Source organism: Metabacillus sp. B2-18 (genome assembly GCF_021117275.1).
In the GTDB taxonomy this organism is placed as follows: Bacteria; Bacillota; Bacilli; order Bacillales; family Bacillaceae; genus Metabacillus.
Window position 1 is genome coordinate 2,711,684 of sequence record NZ_CP088245.1, and the last position, 18,700, is coordinate 2,730,383.

The 18,700-nt window shown below is 33.6% G+C and carries 19 protein-coding genes; 7 read left to right on the forward strand and 12 right to left on the reverse strand.

What is annotated here, in order from left to right:
* Window positions 1-35 precede the first annotated feature (35 nt).
* From LPC09_RS13655 to LPC09_RS13665, 3 genes are all read right to left on the reverse strand, one after another.
* Entirely contained in the window at window positions 36-404 is a 369-nt protein-coding gene (locus LPC09_RS13655; RefSeq protein WP_176551256.1) for a tetratricopeptide repeat protein, read from the reverse strand.
* Window positions 405-1,214: 810 nt separating this feature from the next.
* Window positions 1,215-2,231 carry an LLM class flavin-dependent oxidoreductase gene (locus tag LPC09_RS13660; RefSeq protein WP_098799753.1) on the reverse strand — a complete coding sequence of 339 codons (1,017 nt, stop codon included), beginning with the start codon at window positions 2,229-2,231 and terminating at the stop codon, window positions 1,215-1,217.
* 4 nt (window positions 2,232-2,235) lie between these two features.
* Window positions 2,236-3,579, reverse strand: a complete 1,344-nt coding sequence (locus LPC09_RS13665) for an NtaA/DmoA family FMN-dependent monooxygenase (RefSeq protein WP_218012766.1) — start codon at window positions 3,577-3,579, stop codon at window positions 2,236-2,238.
* Window positions 3,580-3,776: 197 nt separating this feature from the next.
* On the opposite strand from LPC09_RS13665, the gene LPC09_RS13670 reads away from it, so the two are divergent.
* From LPC09_RS13670 to LPC09_RS13685, 5 genes are all read left to right on the forward strand, one after another.
* Window positions 3,777-4,100, forward strand: a complete 324-nt coding sequence (locus LPC09_RS13670) for a winged helix-turn-helix transcriptional regulator (protein ID WP_098799754.1) — start codon at window positions 3,777-3,779, stop codon at window positions 4,098-4,100.
* Window position 4,101: 1 nt separating this feature from the next.
* Complete coding sequence (locus LPC09_RS27650; RefSeq protein WP_098799755.1) at window positions 4,102-4,263, forward strand: NAD(P)H-dependent oxidoreductase; 162 nt, start codon at window positions 4,102-4,104, stop codon at window positions 4,261-4,263.
* A gap of 1,003 nt (window positions 4,264-5,266) precedes the next feature.
* On the forward strand, window positions 5,267-6,346 hold the full coding sequence (locus LPC09_RS13675; protein WP_098799054.1) for a tyrosine-type recombinase/integrase: 1,080 nt from the start codon (window positions 5,267-5,269) through the stop codon (window positions 6,344-6,346).
* Window positions 6,343-8,310 carry a tyrosine-type recombinase/integrase gene (locus LPC09_RS13680; RefSeq protein ID WP_098799055.1) on the forward strand — a complete coding sequence of 656 codons (1,968 nt, stop codon included), beginning with the start codon at window positions 6,343-6,345 and terminating at the stop codon, window positions 8,308-8,310. The genes LPC09_RS13675 and LPC09_RS13680 overlap by 4 nt, the downstream gene beginning before the upstream one ends.
* 21 nt (window positions 8,311-8,331) lie before the next feature.
* Window positions 8,332-8,718 (forward strand): DUF6262 family protein, encoded by a 387-nt coding sequence (locus LPC09_RS13685; RefSeq protein ID WP_098799056.1) that lies wholly within the window; start codon window positions 8,332-8,334, stop codon window positions 8,716-8,718.
* Window positions 8,719-9,289: 571 nt separating this feature from the next.
* Here the strand turns inward: LPC09_RS13685 and LPC09_RS13690 are convergent.
* The 5 genes from LPC09_RS13690 to LPC09_RS27655 all read right to left on the reverse strand — a co-directional run bounded on the left by LPC09_RS13690 (window position 9,290) and on the right by LPC09_RS27655 (window position 11,789).
* Entirely contained in the window at window positions 9,290-9,448 is a 159-nt protein-coding gene (locus LPC09_RS13690; protein ID WP_176551242.1) for a hypothetical protein, read from the reverse strand.
* A gap of 169 nt (window positions 9,449-9,617) precedes the next feature.
* Complete coding sequence (locus LPC09_RS27375; protein ID WP_269217392.1) at window positions 9,618-10,079, reverse strand: DnaB-like helicase C-terminal domain-containing protein; 462 nt, start codon at window positions 10,077-10,079, stop codon at window positions 9,618-9,620.
* 5 nt (window positions 10,080-10,084) lie between these two features.
* Complete coding sequence (locus LPC09_RS27380; RefSeq protein WP_269217393.1) at window positions 10,085-10,888, reverse strand: DnaB-like helicase C-terminal domain-containing protein; 804 nt, start codon at window positions 10,886-10,888, stop codon at window positions 10,085-10,087.
* Window positions 10,875-11,594, reverse strand: coding sequence for a DnaD domain protein (locus tag LPC09_RS13700; protein WP_442919984.1), 720 nt, complete (start codon window positions 11,592-11,594; stop codon window positions 10,875-10,877). Before LPC09_RS13700 ends, LPC09_RS27380 begins: the two co-directional genes overlap by 14 nt.
* Complete coding sequence (locus LPC09_RS27655; protein ID WP_442919985.1) at window positions 11,595-11,789, reverse strand: hypothetical protein; 195 nt, start codon at window positions 11,787-11,789, stop codon at window positions 11,595-11,597.
* Window positions 11,790-12,471: 682 nt separating this feature from the next.
* Between LPC09_RS27655 and LPC09_RS13705 the strand changes: the two genes are divergently transcribed.
* Window positions 12,472-13,911: a L,D-transpeptidase family protein gene (locus LPC09_RS13705; RefSeq protein ID WP_442919986.1), complete on the forward strand. Its 1,440-nt coding sequence runs from the start codon at window positions 12,472-12,474 to the stop codon at window positions 13,909-13,911.
* 128 nt (window positions 13,912-14,039) lie between these two features.
* Here the strand turns inward: LPC09_RS13705 and LPC09_RS13710 are convergent, their stop codons facing one another.
* Window positions 14,040-15,023, reverse strand: a complete 984-nt coding sequence (locus tag LPC09_RS13710) for an LLM class flavin-dependent oxidoreductase (protein ID WP_231307571.1) — start codon at window positions 15,021-15,023, stop codon at window positions 14,040-14,042.
* 211 nt (window positions 15,024-15,234) lie between these two features.
* Here LPC09_RS13710 and LPC09_RS13715 point away from each other — a divergent pair, with 211 nt between their 5' ends.
* A complete protein-coding gene (locus LPC09_RS13715) occupies window positions 15,235-16,155 on the forward strand; it encodes a DMT family transporter (RefSeq protein WP_098799606.1) in 921 nt (306 codons plus the stop codon).
* A 202-nt stretch (window positions 16,156-16,357) separates the two neighbouring features.
* Here LPC09_RS13715 and LPC09_RS13720 read toward each other — a convergent pair whose 3' ends face one another.
* The 3 genes from LPC09_RS13720 to LPC09_RS13730 form a co-directional block, all read right to left on the reverse strand.
* Window positions 16,358-16,558 (reverse strand): hypothetical protein, encoded by a 201-nt coding sequence (locus LPC09_RS13720; protein WP_141549746.1) that lies wholly within the window; start codon window positions 16,556-16,558, stop codon window positions 16,358-16,360.
* A 170-nt stretch (window positions 16,559-16,728) separates the two neighbouring features.
* Complete coding sequence (locus tag LPC09_RS13725) at window positions 16,729-17,490, reverse strand: PAS domain S-box protein (RefSeq protein ID WP_231307572.1); 762 nt, start codon at window positions 17,488-17,490, stop codon at window positions 16,729-16,731.
* A gap of 83 nt (window positions 17,491-17,573) precedes the next feature.
* Window positions 17,574-18,302, reverse strand: coding sequence for an MOSC domain-containing protein (locus LPC09_RS13730; protein WP_231307573.1), 729 nt, complete (start codon window positions 18,300-18,302; stop codon window positions 17,574-17,576).
* Window positions 18,303-18,700: the final 398 nt, after the last annotated feature.

Sequence of the window (18,700 nt, forward strand, 5' to 3'; positions counted from 1 at the left end):
CTTTTTCTATCTCAGGTAACCTGGATTCTCTATAGTTAGGTAATTTCATATCTTATCTGTTCGAGTAATTTTCTAGCTGGATTATAAGTTTTATTTCGTCTTAGGATCTTTTCAATAATATCAATTGCTAATTCTGATTTCCCTTCCAATATAAGTGATTCAGCGTATTGAATAGCTACCTTGTCTTGTTTAGGATTTTGAGTGTATGCCGTTTTAATATATGGCTTTGCCTCCAACTCTTTTCCTAATTTCAATAAACATTCATATATTCTTGCATATGTTCTTGAGTGTTCAGACAACTGATTGGATTTAATAAAACAATTTAGAGCATTTTGAAATTCATTTTTCTCGAATTCTAATAGACCTTTTTGATAGAGAAGATATGACTGTTCATGATTATCCAACATATTCAATCCTTTCATTGCTAAATCAACAAATTTCTTTTGCATAATAAATAAAAAAAGTAGCTATCCATTTACAACAACAGCGCTTTGATTGTTGAAGATCACATTAGTCTGTTGAATAGTATCGTTGTACTGTGCAGCAAAAGACCTTGTTTTTATTTGTTCTTCTAATACATTAGTTACACTATACTTCCCTTTAATAATGTATTTTGCAATCAAAACATGCTGTTTATGGCAGCTTTGAATGGAAAAAGAGCTTGAATATATAAGAAATGCATAAATTCTTGCATATTATGGGCTCTGAAATTTTATTCCTTGTTGTATTAAAGCTCTTCATATATACAGTATGATTTTTGACCGTATTCATCGTAACTAAAGAAACAAAAACAGCCCTTTTCTATCTTTGTTTACTCGTTATATTCTGTAAGTAAATATAGTTCTCAACGTAAACAAAGATAGGACTTTACTTGGAGAGGTGGGTATGATAGGCTAGTATGCCTTATGAAACACCTGCTTCAGCCTTTCAAGACAAATCGTACCCACAGAGGATCCAAGTCAAGTCCTTTAACACTCATTCTACATTTACATATAAACAATGATAAAAGGTGCATCATATCAATATTTCGCTGCTGATACTGTATATATGAACAATTTAGTTTAAGTACAATTCTTCACATGTTGTTGAGGTTCAAACGTTTTCGTATAGATTGTAAGACCCGAACTACAACCAACAGAATTACAAATGAAGACTTCGTATTAAATGTCATTGATTATTAGAGGCTAATTAATTACTGTTTTAGAAAGAACCTATTAATATTTTGATTTATTTAGCCCATAAAATTCAGCTAACTTCTCATATAGTTTTATACGCGTATCAAAACCTCTTTGAGTAGTTGTAATAATTAGTTCTTCCACATTTAACTCACTAGATAGGGCATCCAGCTTTTTTTTCAAATCATCCCATGTTCCAATCACTAACGTGGAAAGATAAGACTCGGACATTAATTGAAGCTGTGGTGGAATTGTTATACTTTCAACATTTGACAAATCTACGTTTCGTAAAGCGCCTGCGTTTTGTAGATGTTTTATCGACATTACTTTCTTTTGGACTGCTACTTCTTCAACTGTTTCACCACTAATTACAGATAGACCCAAAATAACTGGAGGAGCATCCAGCCCGTGATTTCTCCGATAAAGATTGCGATAAAGTGAAATAGCCTCTTTAGCGCCTGTTGGATTAAAATGATAGGCAAAAGAATAACTCAAAGCTTCTGCAGAGGCTAATTGAGCGCTGTATGAACTAGAACCCAAAAGCCATATTGGTGGCAGCGGTACTTCTTCAGGCATTGCAACTATTTCGCTAAATGGGTTTTCCTTTTTTATCTGTTGGTTTGCATCATATCCTACTAACTCATGGAGTAATGCTTGTAAGTCATCTGCATTATAGGGCTGCTTAGAGCGACGGAGCGCAAGTGCTGATAAACTAGATGATCCCGGAGCACGTCCTATACCTAAATCAATTCTTCCTGAATAAAACGCTTCCAGCAATTTGAAATTCTCTGCTACCTTTAAAGGTGAATGGTTAGGAAGCATTACCCCTCCCGAACCTACACGAATGCGATTTGTAACAGCTAATATTTGACCAATTAGCATTTCGGGAGAGGCACTTGCTACAGTTGATATATTATGATGCTCAGTAACCCAAAAACGCTCATAACCGAGTTTATCAGCTTGCTTTGCTAAATGTAGCGTATTTAATAAAGCTTCTTTCCCAGTAGTTCCATAATCAACTGGTGCCATATCTAAAATGGATAATCGTTTAATCATAACTTTACTCCTTTATATTGTTGTTACCGTTTAATCGACCGTATTGATAAGGCACTCCTAAATGTTCACGTAAGGTTGTCCCCTCATAATCTTTATGAAACAATCCACGCTTTTGTAAAACAGGAATAACTTTTTCTACAAATGCTGGCAATCCATCATGAGTTTGGTCTGCACAAATCGTAAAACCATCGCAAGCACCTGCTTCAAAAATTTCTTGCATTTCATCCGCAATTTGTTCTGGTGTTCCAAGAACAGTGTGGTGAAATTCGGTTACGCCATGTGCTAGTACATCATGAACAGTTAACCCTTTTTTAAATAGTTCAACAGCCCGCTTCGAATGCAGCTGGTAATGATCAGTCACTAAACGATTTTGTATTTCTTCCGGCAATGGCTGATGAAGGTTATTGTATGGAATTGATACACCAACTAATGACGATAAATAATACAATTTACCAAGTAGTTCATCAGACATTAAGGAAAGCATCTCTTTTCGACGATTCAGTGCGTCTTCATACGTATCGCCTACAGTAACGAACAACCCCATAAACATTTTTACTTCATTTGCATTTCGCCCAGCAGCTTGAGTTATCTGTTCAAGGTTTCTTCGATGTTCTCGACCTGTATCTATATCTGCTGCAACTGAATAAACTCCGGAAGCATACATACCAGCAAGCTCTAAACCCTCCTCTCCCCCTCCTGCTTGGAAAATAACAGGCTGTCCTTGTGGTGACGGTGGAATCGGTAATGGACCTCGCGAAGAAACATATTTACCTTGTAAATTAACGGGCTTGATTTGGGAACCATCTGCAAATATTCCTTTTTCCGTATCAAGTTTTAAGGCAGCTTCCCCCCAGCTTCCCCATAAGGACTGCACAATTTGGATAAATTCATGTGCACGTTCATATCTATTTTTACGATCAGCAATTCTTTCTCCATAGTTAGCAGCAGTCCGTGGATCGTTTGTGGTAACGGCATTCCAGCCGATACGACCTTTGCTTAAAACATCAAGCGCCTTTAATTGACGTGCAACAGTATATGGGTAATTGAATGTGGTTGATTGGGTAAGGACTACCCCGATTTTTTCAGTTTCTTGAATAATTTGGCTTGTAACAACGATTGGATCAAGCGTCGCAGAAGGTGCATGATTGGTTAAATCTTCACGTAAAGCAGGATGATCAGCTATAAAGACAAATTGAAACTTACCTTTTTCCGACCATTTCGCTACATTTACAAGGGAATCTGAATCCATAAAATGATATGGATTCGACCCTTTTGATCTCCAAGCACTACCCGAGGATCCATAACTTAAATTTTGTGAGGCTAGTAGCATCTTTTTGGATGATTTCAATCGTTATTCCTCCATTATCATTAAAATAATAAATTAAATGTTGGAATGATTATTCCAACTAATTATGTTATTATTAGCGTAATTAAATACTACAATTTTAACAAGTACTGTGTTTTTTAGTATATACTATCAAAAATCATTGTATTGTGTGTTTCCAAGCTTTACAGTTCATACTACATACATTTGGAGGGGAAGATATGAAGAAAACAATGAAGTATTCGCCTGATTGCGCACTATCCAAAGTACAAAAAGTGATTGGGGGAAAGTGGAAATTAATTCTCCTATGGTATATTTCCGAACAACCAAGAAGATTTGGAGAGATGCATCGAAGTTTCCCGGATATGACACAATCCATGTTAACAAAGCAACTCAGAGAGTTAGAAAATGATGGACTATTACATCGTGAAATTTATAAAGAGGTTCCACCTCGTGTAGAGTACTCTTTAACGGATCTGGGGCAGCAGTTTGTACCGATCCTTCAAAATATGTACGCTTGGGGAGAGCGCCATTTAGAAGAATAGCTTGTGTTCAGCTCCCGGTTTCTTAAAAGGCTATTTTGATAAAGTCTTTATTTCAGGATTTGCATACAATAAAGAAGGGGAAGGGCTGCTGAGAGATAAACGCGTTTTCTCTCTATTTACCTTTGGTGCACTCGACCCATATCTTGATTTAACTAATCAGTAAAAGGTACTTGAAATGCTTTGGGATAACATTTTCGGAATGGTAAGCTTTGTAGATGGTGCCTTGAAATATTTTACTCAAGTTCCTTCTACTACAGATGAAAGATGAAAAAAATATTTAGACGAAGCTGAGGAGTTCGTTAATCAGATTTTCGACACTAAATTAGGAGAAATTGGTTCAACTGGAAACCTCCGATTACTAACGAAATTGGCATCAGGAGGGTATCTGAACGGGAAAATTGATATTAAGTAAGCTCCCTAACTATTTTGCTGAATTAGTTTACTTCAAAAGTATTCTTGGTTAAACAGAAGAATCAGGTGATGAATGCTTTCACCTTTATTTGCAAATATCAGTAACAACTCAATAACAAAGGAGTTTGTGAAAAAAGTTCTATACCCGTTAAAACAGCCGACTAGTGACCGGCTGTTTTTTCATTTCATAAGATTTAAAGGCGAGAATCGCTTTCATGATATTATCTTTCCCCTGAAACTCTTTCGAGCGGATACAACAAGGTGGTGTGTAACAATCTATTACGTACAGTTTTTATGACAGGGCTTTCCACAATTAATATCTACGTACTTGCCTGTTCGTAAGTAGTATTAATTATAGTCATATTTTAAATCTTTATTAAACTAACCTGCTCGTTAGTACCTTAATTCGCATATATGAATATTGTATATTTATTCATAATCATTCAGAAATAATTCATACCTTATAGCAAATATTACACCAGCACCCAGAAGAGCTTGTTTCAGTACATTACTTTGCAAAATCACCAAAGCTATTATTGCGTAGTATCGGGTCTACTACGAAATAAGTGTTACTCCACAATATGGCCTTTATCTACAGTATATAAAGAAGTAGTATTTAACGTATTTAAAGTTAAGTATTGCTTCTTTTTTGTTTCTTTAAAATCAACTTATCTACAGTGGGAAAATATAGTATTCATAGTTTTTATAGAAAGAGTTTCATAAATGTATCACTATCTAATCTGGAGGTGATGTTTATGAAAGTTCAAGAGTTTCAAATTGATAATAAAAAACGATATGTACTCATTGATGAAAATAACAAACCTGTGGTTCCTGTTGTCAAATACCTTAAGTATCTAGACAACATAGGTAAAGCGGAAAATACGTTAAAAGCATATTGTCGTCATTTGAAGTTATACTTTCAATTTTTAAGCGAAAAAGAAATAGGATACCAAGAGGTTGACTTAAATTTATTATCGGAGTTTATATCTTGGCTAAGAAGTCCTTATCAATCTACTAAAGTAGTTCATCTTGAGAAAACTCAAGCAAAGAGATCAGAACGAACAGTGAATACTATATTAACATGTGTCCAAGGTTTCTATGATTATTTGATTAGGATTGAGGATTATGAAAAGGACCTATCCGAAAAAACAAAGAAGCAAGTTACTGGTCAGTACCGATCATTCAAACCCTTTTTACATCATATATCAAAGGGTAAACCATTTGAAAAAAGCATATTGAAAATAAAAGAACCTCGAAGGGGAATTTTAACACTCACAAAAACTCAGGTGCAAACTGTTCACGATGCGTGTAGTAACATTCGCGATGCTTTATTGATTAGGATTTTATATGAGGGTGGTCTTAGAATTGGAGAAGCCTTATCTTTATGGATTGAGGATTTTGATATTGGTTCCACTACCATTCAGGTTCGGAAATCAAAAACTGTAAATGGTGAAGGACGAAAGGTGTATGTATCTGCCGATACTATGAATGTATTTCAAGATTATCTTATTGATCTTCACGATGTAGATACAAATTTTGTTTTTATCAATTTATCAGGACCTAATAAGGGTAAACCGTTAAATTATCGAGCAGCTTTCGATGTGATTGAGCGTATAAGGAAGAAAACTGAGATTGATGTTACTCCACATATGTTAAGACACACCTATGCAACTGAACTTCATGAAAAAGGAGTAGAAGCTTCGATTATTCAGAAGTTGTTAGGTCACGCACAAGTTCAAACTACAATACAAACTTATATGCATTCTTCGGATGAAACAATTCGGAAAGAGTGGCAGAAAGCACAGGATAATATGAAGGGTGATCAATTAAAATGAAATTATATAAATTTACTAATTCGACCAAATCTCCACGATATGAGCAACTAGTACAAGAACTAAATGGATATTGGAAAAATGATCTATGGAATGCCATCGATTGCCCTTTCTACACTAAAGACACTAATTTAGGAAAACAAAGGCTTAAATTCGACGAGACTTTAAGTTCAGGAATAAACCATGAATTGAAATATTATTTCTTTAGACAGTTGACTGATTCGATTTTAAAAATGACAACAATATGGAGCAGTGCTAGTGCAATCAATAAATTACAAACTTTTATTTTAAGGTTTTATCCAAATATTTTTTCTTTTATAGAAATTCCTCATGAGAAGTTTTCAATTCACTATAAGACTTATCTTTTAGAACTTGGTATAAGCAATTTAACTATTAAAGGATACCTCCAATTATATAATCGGATTAGTTCTTTTTACTTTGAATGGTATGACGAACGTATCGAAACAGAAAAAGATATTTGGGATGTTAGAAAACTAGGTATTGACTACAACAATAGTAAATGTGGTTATACCTTAAATTTCACTTTTATACCAAGCCCTTATCGAGCTTTGGTAAAAAGATATTTCGAAAAACGTGTCCTAATGCAAGAAAGTTTAAGCTGGGGTACTGCCATACAAAACATAGCAAAACTTCAAGAGTTCTTTAAATATATTTACTGCAAGTACCCAGATTGGAAAGGCTTAACCTCTTTAAGTAGAAGTGATATAGAAGGATTTATATATTATTTAAGAACTTCTCCTATGGGAGGGAATAGTGTTCATAAAGGACAAGCCCCTTCGGATAACCACGTTCATCGGTCATTATCTGTAATAGAATTGTTTATTTTATATATTCAAAGATATGAATGGGCTGAAGCCCCAATTAAATCTGCAGGAAATTTAATCGTTCCTGAAGACAAACCTAAACTACCACCTAAAGCTTCTAATGAAATAAAATATATATCTGATTTCGTTTGGAATCAAATCCTGAACCATATAGGAAAACTACCAAAAGAAATTATCCCGATTGTGATTTTATTAGAGGCAACAGGATTTAGAATTTCAGATGTGTGTACTTTGAAAATAGATTGTTTGATTCAAAGAGAAGATGGTTGGTGGATTATTGGAGACCAACGTAAAGTTAAAAATAAAGACCATAGAGTGCCAATTTCGGAAGAAATAGCAATGGTTGTGATTTCTCAACAAAAATTGACTAGAGAAAAAACAACCATTGAAACAAACCCCTTTAATTATTTGTTTCCTACCTATTATGGGCCGAGAAAAGGTCAGCCTATTTCAAGGGACAATGTAGTAAACAATTTAAACAAACTAGCTATGGAAAATAAAATAATCGACGAAAAGAGAGATACCTATCGATTTAAAGCACATGCGTTTAGACACCGTTATGGAGTCAATCTTATCAATAACGGTATGACCATTTTGCATGTACAAAAACTTATGGCTCATGCGAGCCCTGAAATGACATTGGTATATGCCAAGATTCATGATAAAACTCTTCGAAAAGAATGGGAAAAAGCCACAAGCAGTGGAGCTATAAGATTAAATCAAGGCGGTAAAATAATCGCCACTAGTATAGAGCAACAAGCAGACGAAAACGGATTAGAGTTGGAATGGATACGTCACAACTTAGATTCTATTCGATTAGATCATGGTTTTTGTATTAAAAGCCCTAAGAACAATTGTGATTTTTTAGAACAAACTTTAGAACCACCATGCATTAAAAATAACTGCCGAAGTTTTCATGTAGACCAAACATTTTTGAATTTCTACAACGAACAAATTACTAAAATGGAATCTGATATACAGATATATCAGAAATCTGGAAGAATTCGTTCAATCGAGATAATTCAACCTAAACTAAAAAAGTATAAAGAAATTAGAGACGGAATCATTAAAAACGGTGGAATATATGGACAGCAAAAATTAAGAAGAGAATCCAGAAATTAATATAAAGGTGTGTAAAACAAAGTGGCTAATAAGAATCCTAATACTGGTCCCCTATTAAGAAGCATAGAAGATAAAAAGAATATAACATTTCAAAAGGTAGAAAAAACACTTAAAAAAATGATAAAACAACAGAAAAAGATTAACTTCAACTCTGTAGCAGAAGAATCTGGAGTTTCTAAATCATTTCTTTATAAGTACATTGAAATTAGATCTCGTATTGAAACTTTAAGGAAGCAAGAAGAAGGATTAGAATCACCCATGAAAGTTAAACGGGATATGACAGAAAAATCAAAAGATGTCATAATTGCATCACTTCGGAAGAGAAATAAGAATTTGGAGGAAGAAAACAGGAAATTGAAAGAACAACTTAAAGTTGTATGGGCAACAATTTATAAAGAAATCAAGTAAGATGATAGTCTAACTTTAAAGTCATGTATTCAATGAATGAGGTTCGGTAGAACCTCATTTTTTAACAACTTACTGTAGATAAAAGGCCAGATTGCTGAATAACAACTAATACCCCTATTTTTATAAATCATCATAACGATTCAATTTTTTTAATTTAAATAAACTGGTTTCAAACAATGAAACTTGCTGCACATGTCTGCATGATTTAAGTGAATTAGATTAAGCTGTGTAAAGTGAATTACTAGCATTATTAAAATATCATCAGTTTCAAGATAAGGAATTCAATAGATAACCCGTATTTTCCAATGATATTGACTAGATTATGGAGGTGAACTTTTTTACTATATCGGGTGGAGCAACAAGGAACGTCCTAGTTAATAAAAATGAAACATATTCTTAATTAGGGAGAAATGCAGGGAAGTTAATCCTACTCGTGGGTAGAACGATGATGACTACAGACCATTAAATACAAAGAAATCAACTTTGAAAATAGTTAAAAATTAAAACCTGACTACGATCATCTCGCAACCAGGCTTTTAGAAATCTATATAAGTGATTAACTTCTCAGAACTTACCCCTTACTTATATAAGGAAAATAAGGATATTTAATAAGAGTTTTTTTATCATAATCAGGCTTTATGATGTATGTATTTGACGAAAGTACTGTTGGAGATAAACTTGCATTACCGGAACCGTCATAATAAATTGGCTTCGCTTGCTCTTTGCTCATGTTTATTAACCCCTTTTTTAATGGTATTTATACTTTGCTTTATTAGAAGTATGAGGAAAAAGAACTATTATTACCTCATATCTATAGATCTATTATACCATCAAACCACCGATTTCATATCCTATTTTTTACAAAAAAGGAAGTTTATTATTATTCACTAATTTTCTTCTTATGAATATGTACCGCGTGCATATGAATCTGTCTTTTTCTCCACAATCTCTCCTGTATGTTTGTTGTAATTCACCGAGATGTATCCAACAGATCCATTTCGATTTTTTGAGACGATGATATCAAGAGTATTGTCGTGAGATTCCTTATCGTAATAAGCTTCACGATATAAGAATAAAATTACATCGGCGTCTTGTTCAATGCTTCCTGATTCCCGAATATCTGACATCATTGGTCGTTTATCTGCTCTTGTTTCGACCGATCGGTTTAATTGTGCCAAGCAAATAACAGGGCATTCAAATTCCTTCGCCATCATTTTGAGTGATTTGGAGATTTCGGTTACTTGTTGATGTGAATTACCACCGTGAATTTGTCCTGGTTGGATGAGTGTTAAATAATCGATAAAAAGGATCGGTTTTTTATTTGGAAATATATTCATCATTTTACGCGTTTTGGCTCTCATCTCCGCTACAGTTTGTCCAGTCCATCAAAAATTTGTATATGAGTTTCATTAAGGTGACCGATTACATGTGACCATTTATTCTTCTGATTTTCACTTAGCAATTTTTGGGGATCTCGCATTTTTGAACGGTTGAAACCTCCTGTAGATGCAATTAAGCGTTTCGTAATAAGCTTTTCCGGCATTTCTAGGGAAAAGATAAGTGGTAAATACCCAGCCCATCCTGACATTTTGGCAAAGTGAAGCATTACATCCGTTTTTCCCATTGATGGTCTTGCAGCGATGATTGTTACTTCGCCATCCTGAAATCCTCCCGTCATTTCGTCAAGCTTATTAATACCGGTTGTTGCAGTTTGCATATTATTTTGTTCTTCCCAAGGTGCTTCATAAATCGTTGATAGTGCTTGTTGTAAAGAAGTATGATCGTCAACTTTACTTTGATTGATTTTATCCAATTCAGAAATAACCTTAGCAATTTCCCAATCATTATTGGCTGCTACTGTTAGGATGTTTCTCTTTTCCCGCTCCTTCCAAGAATCGAGAATAAGCTTCTCAATTCCTTCAAATTTCTCAAGTTCAGCAAAACATAACAATTCCGAAAGATAAGACATTCCACCAAAGCTTTCAAGGTCTGGTAAAGTTGTTAGTGAGATTAAGTCAATATTTTTACCTACTCTGTTCCATTCCACCATTGTTCGCATTAATTCTTGATGACGTGTACTTTCTAGTTGTTCAGGTAGAATAATAGTATCCTTAAGCAGGTACTCCGCTTTCATTAAAGTACCTAAAAATGCTTTTTCAGTGATATTCATTTTCTTCACCTGCGGTTAAATCAAGTACAAATTCTCTTGGAGCTGCTTTTCTATCAGGAATATTGTCTGTTTGTTTATTCCTATGAATTTGATTGTGTTTTTGCAAATAAGAATCTATTTCTTCAACGGTTACTAACGATTCATTTTCCCAGTTTCTAAGAATACCAATAACATAGTTAAGCCTTCGCTTGTTATTTGCACAGGCAATTCCTAATGCTTTTAGTAAAACCTCTTTAGGATTTAGAAAGCTAGAATCATCTAACCAAACTACCAGCTGCTCTTTTGCATTTACATTAGAATAGCCAAATCCATTGATATCCCAGAACTCTATTATTTCTTTCTCATCTGCAGTTCTTGAATGATCGTCTTTTATTGCGTTGAAATCATTTTCTTTTTTCTTTGTGTTTTGATCAGGGGACATAACAACTACATCTGCTTCTGTTTCTTGAACGATATTATTTTCAGTTTTTTCATTATCTTGTTGTATATAAGGTTCAAAAAGACGAACAAATTCCTCTTTTTCAATGCCTTCGCAAACATATGAAAGTAGTGAGGTATCCTTCACTTCTTTTAGTTCTTTTTTTATACAATCCAACATAGGTTTGCCACCCTTATGAAGATTATATTTCCCCCAGTTTTTAATGGCGATTTCGCATGTTTCAGGATTGTAACGAATTAATTTGTGAAGCTCTGTGAACCGTTTCATTTATAATTCCACAATCTCAATTGAATAACCTAATTCAAACGCCATTTCTTTCTTTGTTATTTCATAGATTCCAACTTGAGTTGTTTTTTCATTCGTAAGTAGATATAGGTAAAACAACTTATCATCCGTAGTCATCTTCTCTAAAGTAAATGCTTCTCTCCAAAAACCAGTTAACACCATTCGAAATTTTGCCATTTTTCATCACGTCCTTTTCTAGTTATCCTTTCATTAATTATTTATAAAATATAAGGGCTTAGAGTAGCGGTTCTATTGTAAATATTTTGTAAATTATAGATTGATAAGCAAAAGAAAGACGTGATGTACTACTTATATTCAACACTTCAAAACGTTCGTTACAGTCAATAAAAACGTCTTATATAGTTCGAATCACCTCATCTTAAATTATTTGCTTTCTATGCTGTTTAAAATTTTTTTTGTTGTTGTTTTTCTTTTTTTTATTCTTTTTCTTATTGCCCACGTATCGTAAAAAATCTGTTTAAGTGTGGTATTACAGGCTTTTTGTATACATATAATCATTTATTAATTAATAAGTGTTAGATTTAAACGATACACTGCAAAATGGTCTCCGATAGATAAATTCTTTTAGGAGAGACTCCCTATAAAATTGGATATTTTTCTTTCAATAGTGAAAAATAGGCTTTTTTTCTCAATATGAAATCCAACTTATTTAATAAAATAGACTTTATACTAAAAAAATAAATCGATAAAACTATAAAAAAAATGCAAAATACGACAAAATCACACAAGCTTTTCTAGTAAAATTGTAGATAAAGTTTAATATTAGTAAAATAATCGCAAACTTTGTAAAATGGTCATAAGAAAAGTAACATGTAGAGGTATTATTGGGGGAAATGTTATGGGAAACACTGCAGCACAAACTACTAAACAAAGGCACGACTATCACACAGTTACGTGGTACAAAAATTGGAAGTTTATCACAAGTGGTATCGGTATTATTTTGATACTCATAGTGATTGGACTGAGTTATTATCAAGCAAACCACTTTAATGCCGAGATTACGATGAATAACGTAAATGTTGGTCACTTAACCGCTGAAGAGGCATTAAAGAAATTGCATGCATCCGTATTGACCAATGAAGTTTATATTGAAAGTGAACTCATTCTAGACGGCAAAGATACACAGATGGAATTTACAGAAGATGATCTACCAGCAATCAAAAAACATTTAAAAAGCCAGTGGACGTTTTTCCCTTCTTTCAAATCAAAGAACTATTCATTATTGCCAAAAAACAAAGATATATATCGTAGTGAAACGTTGAAAAAAGAGTTTGAACAAAAACTCATCTCAATGAATCAGGCTTTACAAGCACCAAAGGATGCACAAGCCATTCTTGAAAATGGAGAAATTATTATTTCAGAAAGTGTAGATGGCACTCAATACGATGTTACTACTCTATTAAAAAACTATGATAAGCAAGAGTATAGTAGCGATATACAACTCGAGTCTTCATTCATTCTTCCAATTAAGGAAGACAGTGAAATTGTTAAAAATGAAAAGAATAAGCTTCAACAGCTTTTAAAGCAAACTGTTGAGTATAAAGTACAAGATAAATTGTATTCTTTAAAAGCAAGTGACCTGATAAAAAATGCCACTGTCACGAAAGATTTGGAGGTTTCTATTGACCCTGCCAATATTACAAATGAAATATCGGAAATAAATCGGTCTCAATCCACATTAGGTGAAAATTTCACCTTTAAAACTCATTCAGGACGAATTATATCCGTTAAAGGTCAAGGCTATGGCTGGGCATTAGATGTAGAAAAAGAAGCAGCACTTGTGATAGAAGCTTTTGAAACGGGAGGAAAATCATTATCTGCCACTAATATAATCGGAAATGGTTGGAATAATGAAGGATATGGCTATAATACGCTCACAAACAACGGAATTGGCGATACTTATGCTGAAGTGTCAATTAAAGATCAGCGGATTTGGCTTTATAAGGATGGTAAACTTGTCCTAACAACGAATGTGGTGACTGGTAAACATAGTACGCAGCAAGATACTCTTCCTGGAGTATGGTATATTCTCTATAAAAGAAGCCCATACATCCTTACTGGTAGTACTGCGGGTAACCCTAATTACTCTATAGAAGTTGACTATTGGGCACCTTTCACAAACAGTGGACAAGGATTTCACGACGCAGGCTGGCGTAACAACTGGTCAAGCAATGCTTATCTGACTGCAGGATCCGGTGGCTGCGTGAATGTCCCTCCTAACGTTATGAAAGAGGTTTATAATAATCTCGAAACTTATGAACCGGTTGTTGTTTATTAAAAGACTAATGACTATTTTTGTGTGAAATTACTTTCAAGTTCTATTATTTTTTATATGCAGCTTTAGCCACTTCCAAATGTTTCTGGTCAGGTTCAAACGGGACAATCTACCTGTCCCTTTGTCCCATTCTAAAGAAAAATCTCTGCCAATAAATGATATGTTTGTACTTTGTCATTAAAATGAAACGTATTATTAATAATCATAAATTCATCTGTTTGATAGTATTCGCTTAGTCTCAGTATTTCCTCTTTTACCTTATGTGGTGTCCCTACGATCATCCTTTTCCTATTTTCAATGATTTTTTCTTTATCTCTTAGTGAAAGCTTCTTTTGTTTTGGTGATGGAATTCTTGTATCTAGTCCTCTTTCAACAGCTAAAAGCCATAAATCTTGACTCAAGGCGATCTCTTCTGCTTTTTCTTGGGTATCAGAACAGACAACAAAAATACATACATTTGCTTTTGGTACTTTTTGTGTTTTTGATGGCTGAAAGCTCTTTCTATAGGTTTCCATTGCATGTAAACCGTTTGCAGGATGAATGAAATGGCCAAATGTAAACGCTGTACCCATTTCCCCAGCCAATCTAGCTCCACGATGTGTTACACCTAATAACCACATTTCCGGAACTGTTTGGATACTCGGATAGGCTTTGACATTGTGAATTGGTTGAGAACTTGAGCTAGTGTCAAATAAATAGTCTTGAAGGTCTGCAACCTGTCTCGGAAACTCATTCATACTTTTCCTTATCCCATCTGTTAAGGCTAAGCGAGTTGTTGGTGATCCGCCTGGCGATCGACCTATTCCAACATCAATTCGATTTGGAAACAACGTTTCTAACATTTTAAAGTTTTCTGCTACTTTATATGGACTATATTGTGGAAGCAGTACACCTCCTGAACCAATACGTATCTTTTTTGTATTTGCAGCGATTTGTGATATAAGTATTTCTGGAGATGTCCCTACGATCCCATTTGAATTATGGTGTTCGGCTACCCAAAATCGAGTATACCCTAATTTCTCTGTTATTTTTGCCAGTTCAATCGTATTATGAAGTGCATTTCTAGCAGTTTGCCCTTCACTAATAACCGATTGATCAAGAACACTGAGTTTCATTCTTACACCGCTTTTCTTAAATAGTGTTGTGTGATTAGTCTACATGACATTTTAATGGTTCTCAATTATCTTGCTTTTACTAAGAACAATTAAATTTTATTTTTTTACGATATAATTTTACCAATGATTCAATTGCTCTTTTATTTCCATTTTGATATATTAATAGAATAAATATACTAATTAATTTATAAATATTGAAAGAGTGATGTAATTGAAGAAATATTCTGTTTTGCTGTTTCTTGTGTTGGCTAATTTATTTTGGGCAGGAAATTATGTGTTTGGTCAATACTTAGTTGTTGAAATGTCACCGTTGCAAATGACGTTTTTTCGATGGTTAATCGCTGTTTTTCTCCTCGTACCTTTAGCGCATTATATTGAGCGACCAAATTGGAAAAGTGTTTGGAAGGAGTGGAAAACTCTCCTTATGTTAGCAGTACTTGGAATCATAAGTTATAATTTTCTTTTATACGAAGCTTTACAGTATACCACTTCACTAAATGCAGCTTTAGTCAATTCTATTAATCCCGCTGTTATTGTTTTATTTTCCGTGTTATTTCTTAAAGAAAAAATTAAGTTTAAAAATATGATGGGGTTAATTATTTCATTATTAGGTGTTCTCCTAGTATTAACGAAAGGACAGTTACATCTAATCTTCCATAATAACTATAATCAGGGCGATATGCTAATGATCTTTGCAATAATCGTTTGGTCTATTTATTCAATAATTGGTAGAAAAATAAAAACTATTCCCCCTATTGCATCTACCTCTGTTTCAGTCATATTTGCGTTATTACTGTTGCTTCCAGTGATTGCAGTTAATGGAAGTGACTTTAATTTTAATCTTAGTCATCAAGCAATGATTGGAATTGTGTATATGGGAGTCTTTCCTTCTGTTGGCTCTTTTATTTTCTGGAATATCTCATTAAGACATATTGATGCTAGCAAAGCCGGTATTTATTTGAATTTAATAACAGTTTTTACAGCAATCATTAGTTTAATTCTTGGCAAAAGCATTTCAATCGTTCAATTTGTTGGTGGTGTTTTGGTGTTTATTGGGGTTTATTTAACGAATATGAAAGAGAGGGAAAGGAGAAAAACAGTGGAACAGGTACCGGTGGAAACATATAAATAAACCCCTTTCCTATCAACTTAATTTTTTTAAAAATAACAATACACTCACAAATATCTTCTTTCAATCTGTGAGTGTTTTTATTTTTAAATAGGACCATTTAATTGTAAATCACACTCACTATAGATAAACATTTAATATTAGAAATAGCCCATAAACCAAAAGTAAAAACTATGGTTTATGGGCTATTTTTGTTTATCAAATATTAAATAAAATTGATGAAAATGATTCCTTTGTTTTTGGCAGCTTCTTTTATTAGTTCTAATTCAGTATTCATTACTTCTGAAAGCTCTTTATTTTCTATTTTTTGTTTAAACTCAAAATAAAACTCTATGATCATTTCGCTTGATAAACAGTCATATTGTGAACACAATGTCACACCGCCTCTTGTCCTTTTGCTCTCCACTCCCTTAGATACCCTTTACAATTAAAAATAAACCTAAATTCACAATTTTATTTTTACATAAAAAAAAATGTTATGAACTTTCTTCTTTGCGTCGATAGCTAATAAGAAGAAGTGAAAATAAAAAGACCGCTAATCCTTCTGAGATTAACTAGCCGTGAGACAACCTATCTTTATTTCAAATTATTTACACCTAAATAGTTTAATGCATCCTTAACATTAGAAAAAGTAGTTATATTTTTTAAGTTAATGCCAATTTTGACGGCTTCTACAGATAATTGGGGCCTTACCCCAGTTATAATGCATTTTACCCCTATTAAATTTAGTACATTGTTAATGGTCAACAGAGAGTCAATAACTAGATTATCAAATTTATAAACTCCTGAAGAATCAATTATTAGTCGGTTTATCCCATGTTCTTTCACATTTACTGGTACTAATTCTAAGAGTTGTTTTGCCCTATCATGATCTATTACACCTAACAAAGGAAGAATTGCAATACCTTCTAAAAGGGGTACAACTTGGGCCGAAAGCTCATTTATTTGCATATTCATTTCATAATTAACATTTTCTTGTTGTTTTCTCTCCGAAATGTCTTTTACGTAGGTTTGTATAGCTATTGTATCCCCTATCTTAACAGGATGACAATATAATTCAACTTCAACTGAAGTTCCATCCATTCTATAAATCGTTTCCTCAATAACTTCGGCTGGTTTACTATAGGCACCCGATATTCTTTTTGTAATTGCAGGTTTAGATGTATCTTTAAAGATATCTAAAGGACTTGCTCCAATTACTTCCTCTCTCGAAGCTCTAAAGAATTTTTCTGCTGCACCATTTACATAAATTATTTTCAAATGAGAATGAACGATTAGCGGATCCAATGAATACTCAATTACTTCTTTATAATTAATATCTTCAATACTCTCTCTCAATTACCTCACTCCCTAAATAAAGAGTAAACCATTGTCTCCTTGTAAACAAGGGGGATTATAATACTGAGTAATCTAAAAGAAATTCAATCAAGCAGTTGAACTTCATCCCCTACGTATATATCTCCTGTTTTTATCACAGAAGCATACACACCAAAATGATTGTTTCTTTCTTTTATTACCGTTTTGTGTAAACTCGGATCTCGTTCAGCATTTTCAGGATCCACAGTAATAATCATACACCTCTTACAATGTCCTACAAATTCAATTTCTACTTCATTTCCTATTTTAATACGTTTGCCAAGCCACTCTTCTTCAATAAAAGGCACCTTATCTTTTAAAGAAAGTAATAAGTTAGGACGGAAACGTCTCGAATCAACTTCGTCTTTCCCCCATAGCTCCTGCAGCTTATGTAATGAAGAATCTGTTGCAAGGAGAATGTGCTCAACTGCAATTGGTCCAATTGGTACATGTGAAGGGGTATATTTCCTAGTGGAAATTTTTCTTTTCGATTTGGTTTCCATTTCATTCATTAATTCTTGATGATCCCAATCAAAAACCTTCCCTTCAGGCGTCACCACTTCGACTTTAGGATATTCTTCCATCGATTCTTTTCCCACAAATCTTGCCTTATATTTAACCATATCATTGAATTGCGTAATAGTTAAGAAGTCACCATTTTTTGTCTCATCTAAATAAGCATGGCTACGGTCTCCATATAAACCATAATTCATTATTTTAGACTGCTGTATACTCTCACCCCGAAATGATTTTATCGGATGACGAATAATTTCCTTGATATGACCTACTAACATTTTTTTCACTCCTATACTAATTTTACCTTTCTATAGTATAACAGAAGGAATTTTACATGCTTCAACTGTAAGCAATATTGCAGAAATCGACTCTTTGTTCAAGATTAGTGATTTCAATGCCTAAGAAAAAAATCCTACACTCATTACAGGAATGTTAATATAAAACAAATAAAGGTACAATGACTCTACAAGAGTACCATTATACCTTTATCTTTTTACGATTTTATTGATAGTATAAAGGGGAGTGCCATCGAAAATCCCACTTTTACATTTGGCTGGATTTTTTTAATAACCGCCCGTGATTGTTTATGTGCTTCTTTCATAAGCCTGATCGATTCTTCATCAGAAATCATATGAAAGATAAAATATTGACTTGGATCTGCACCACATAATGTTGC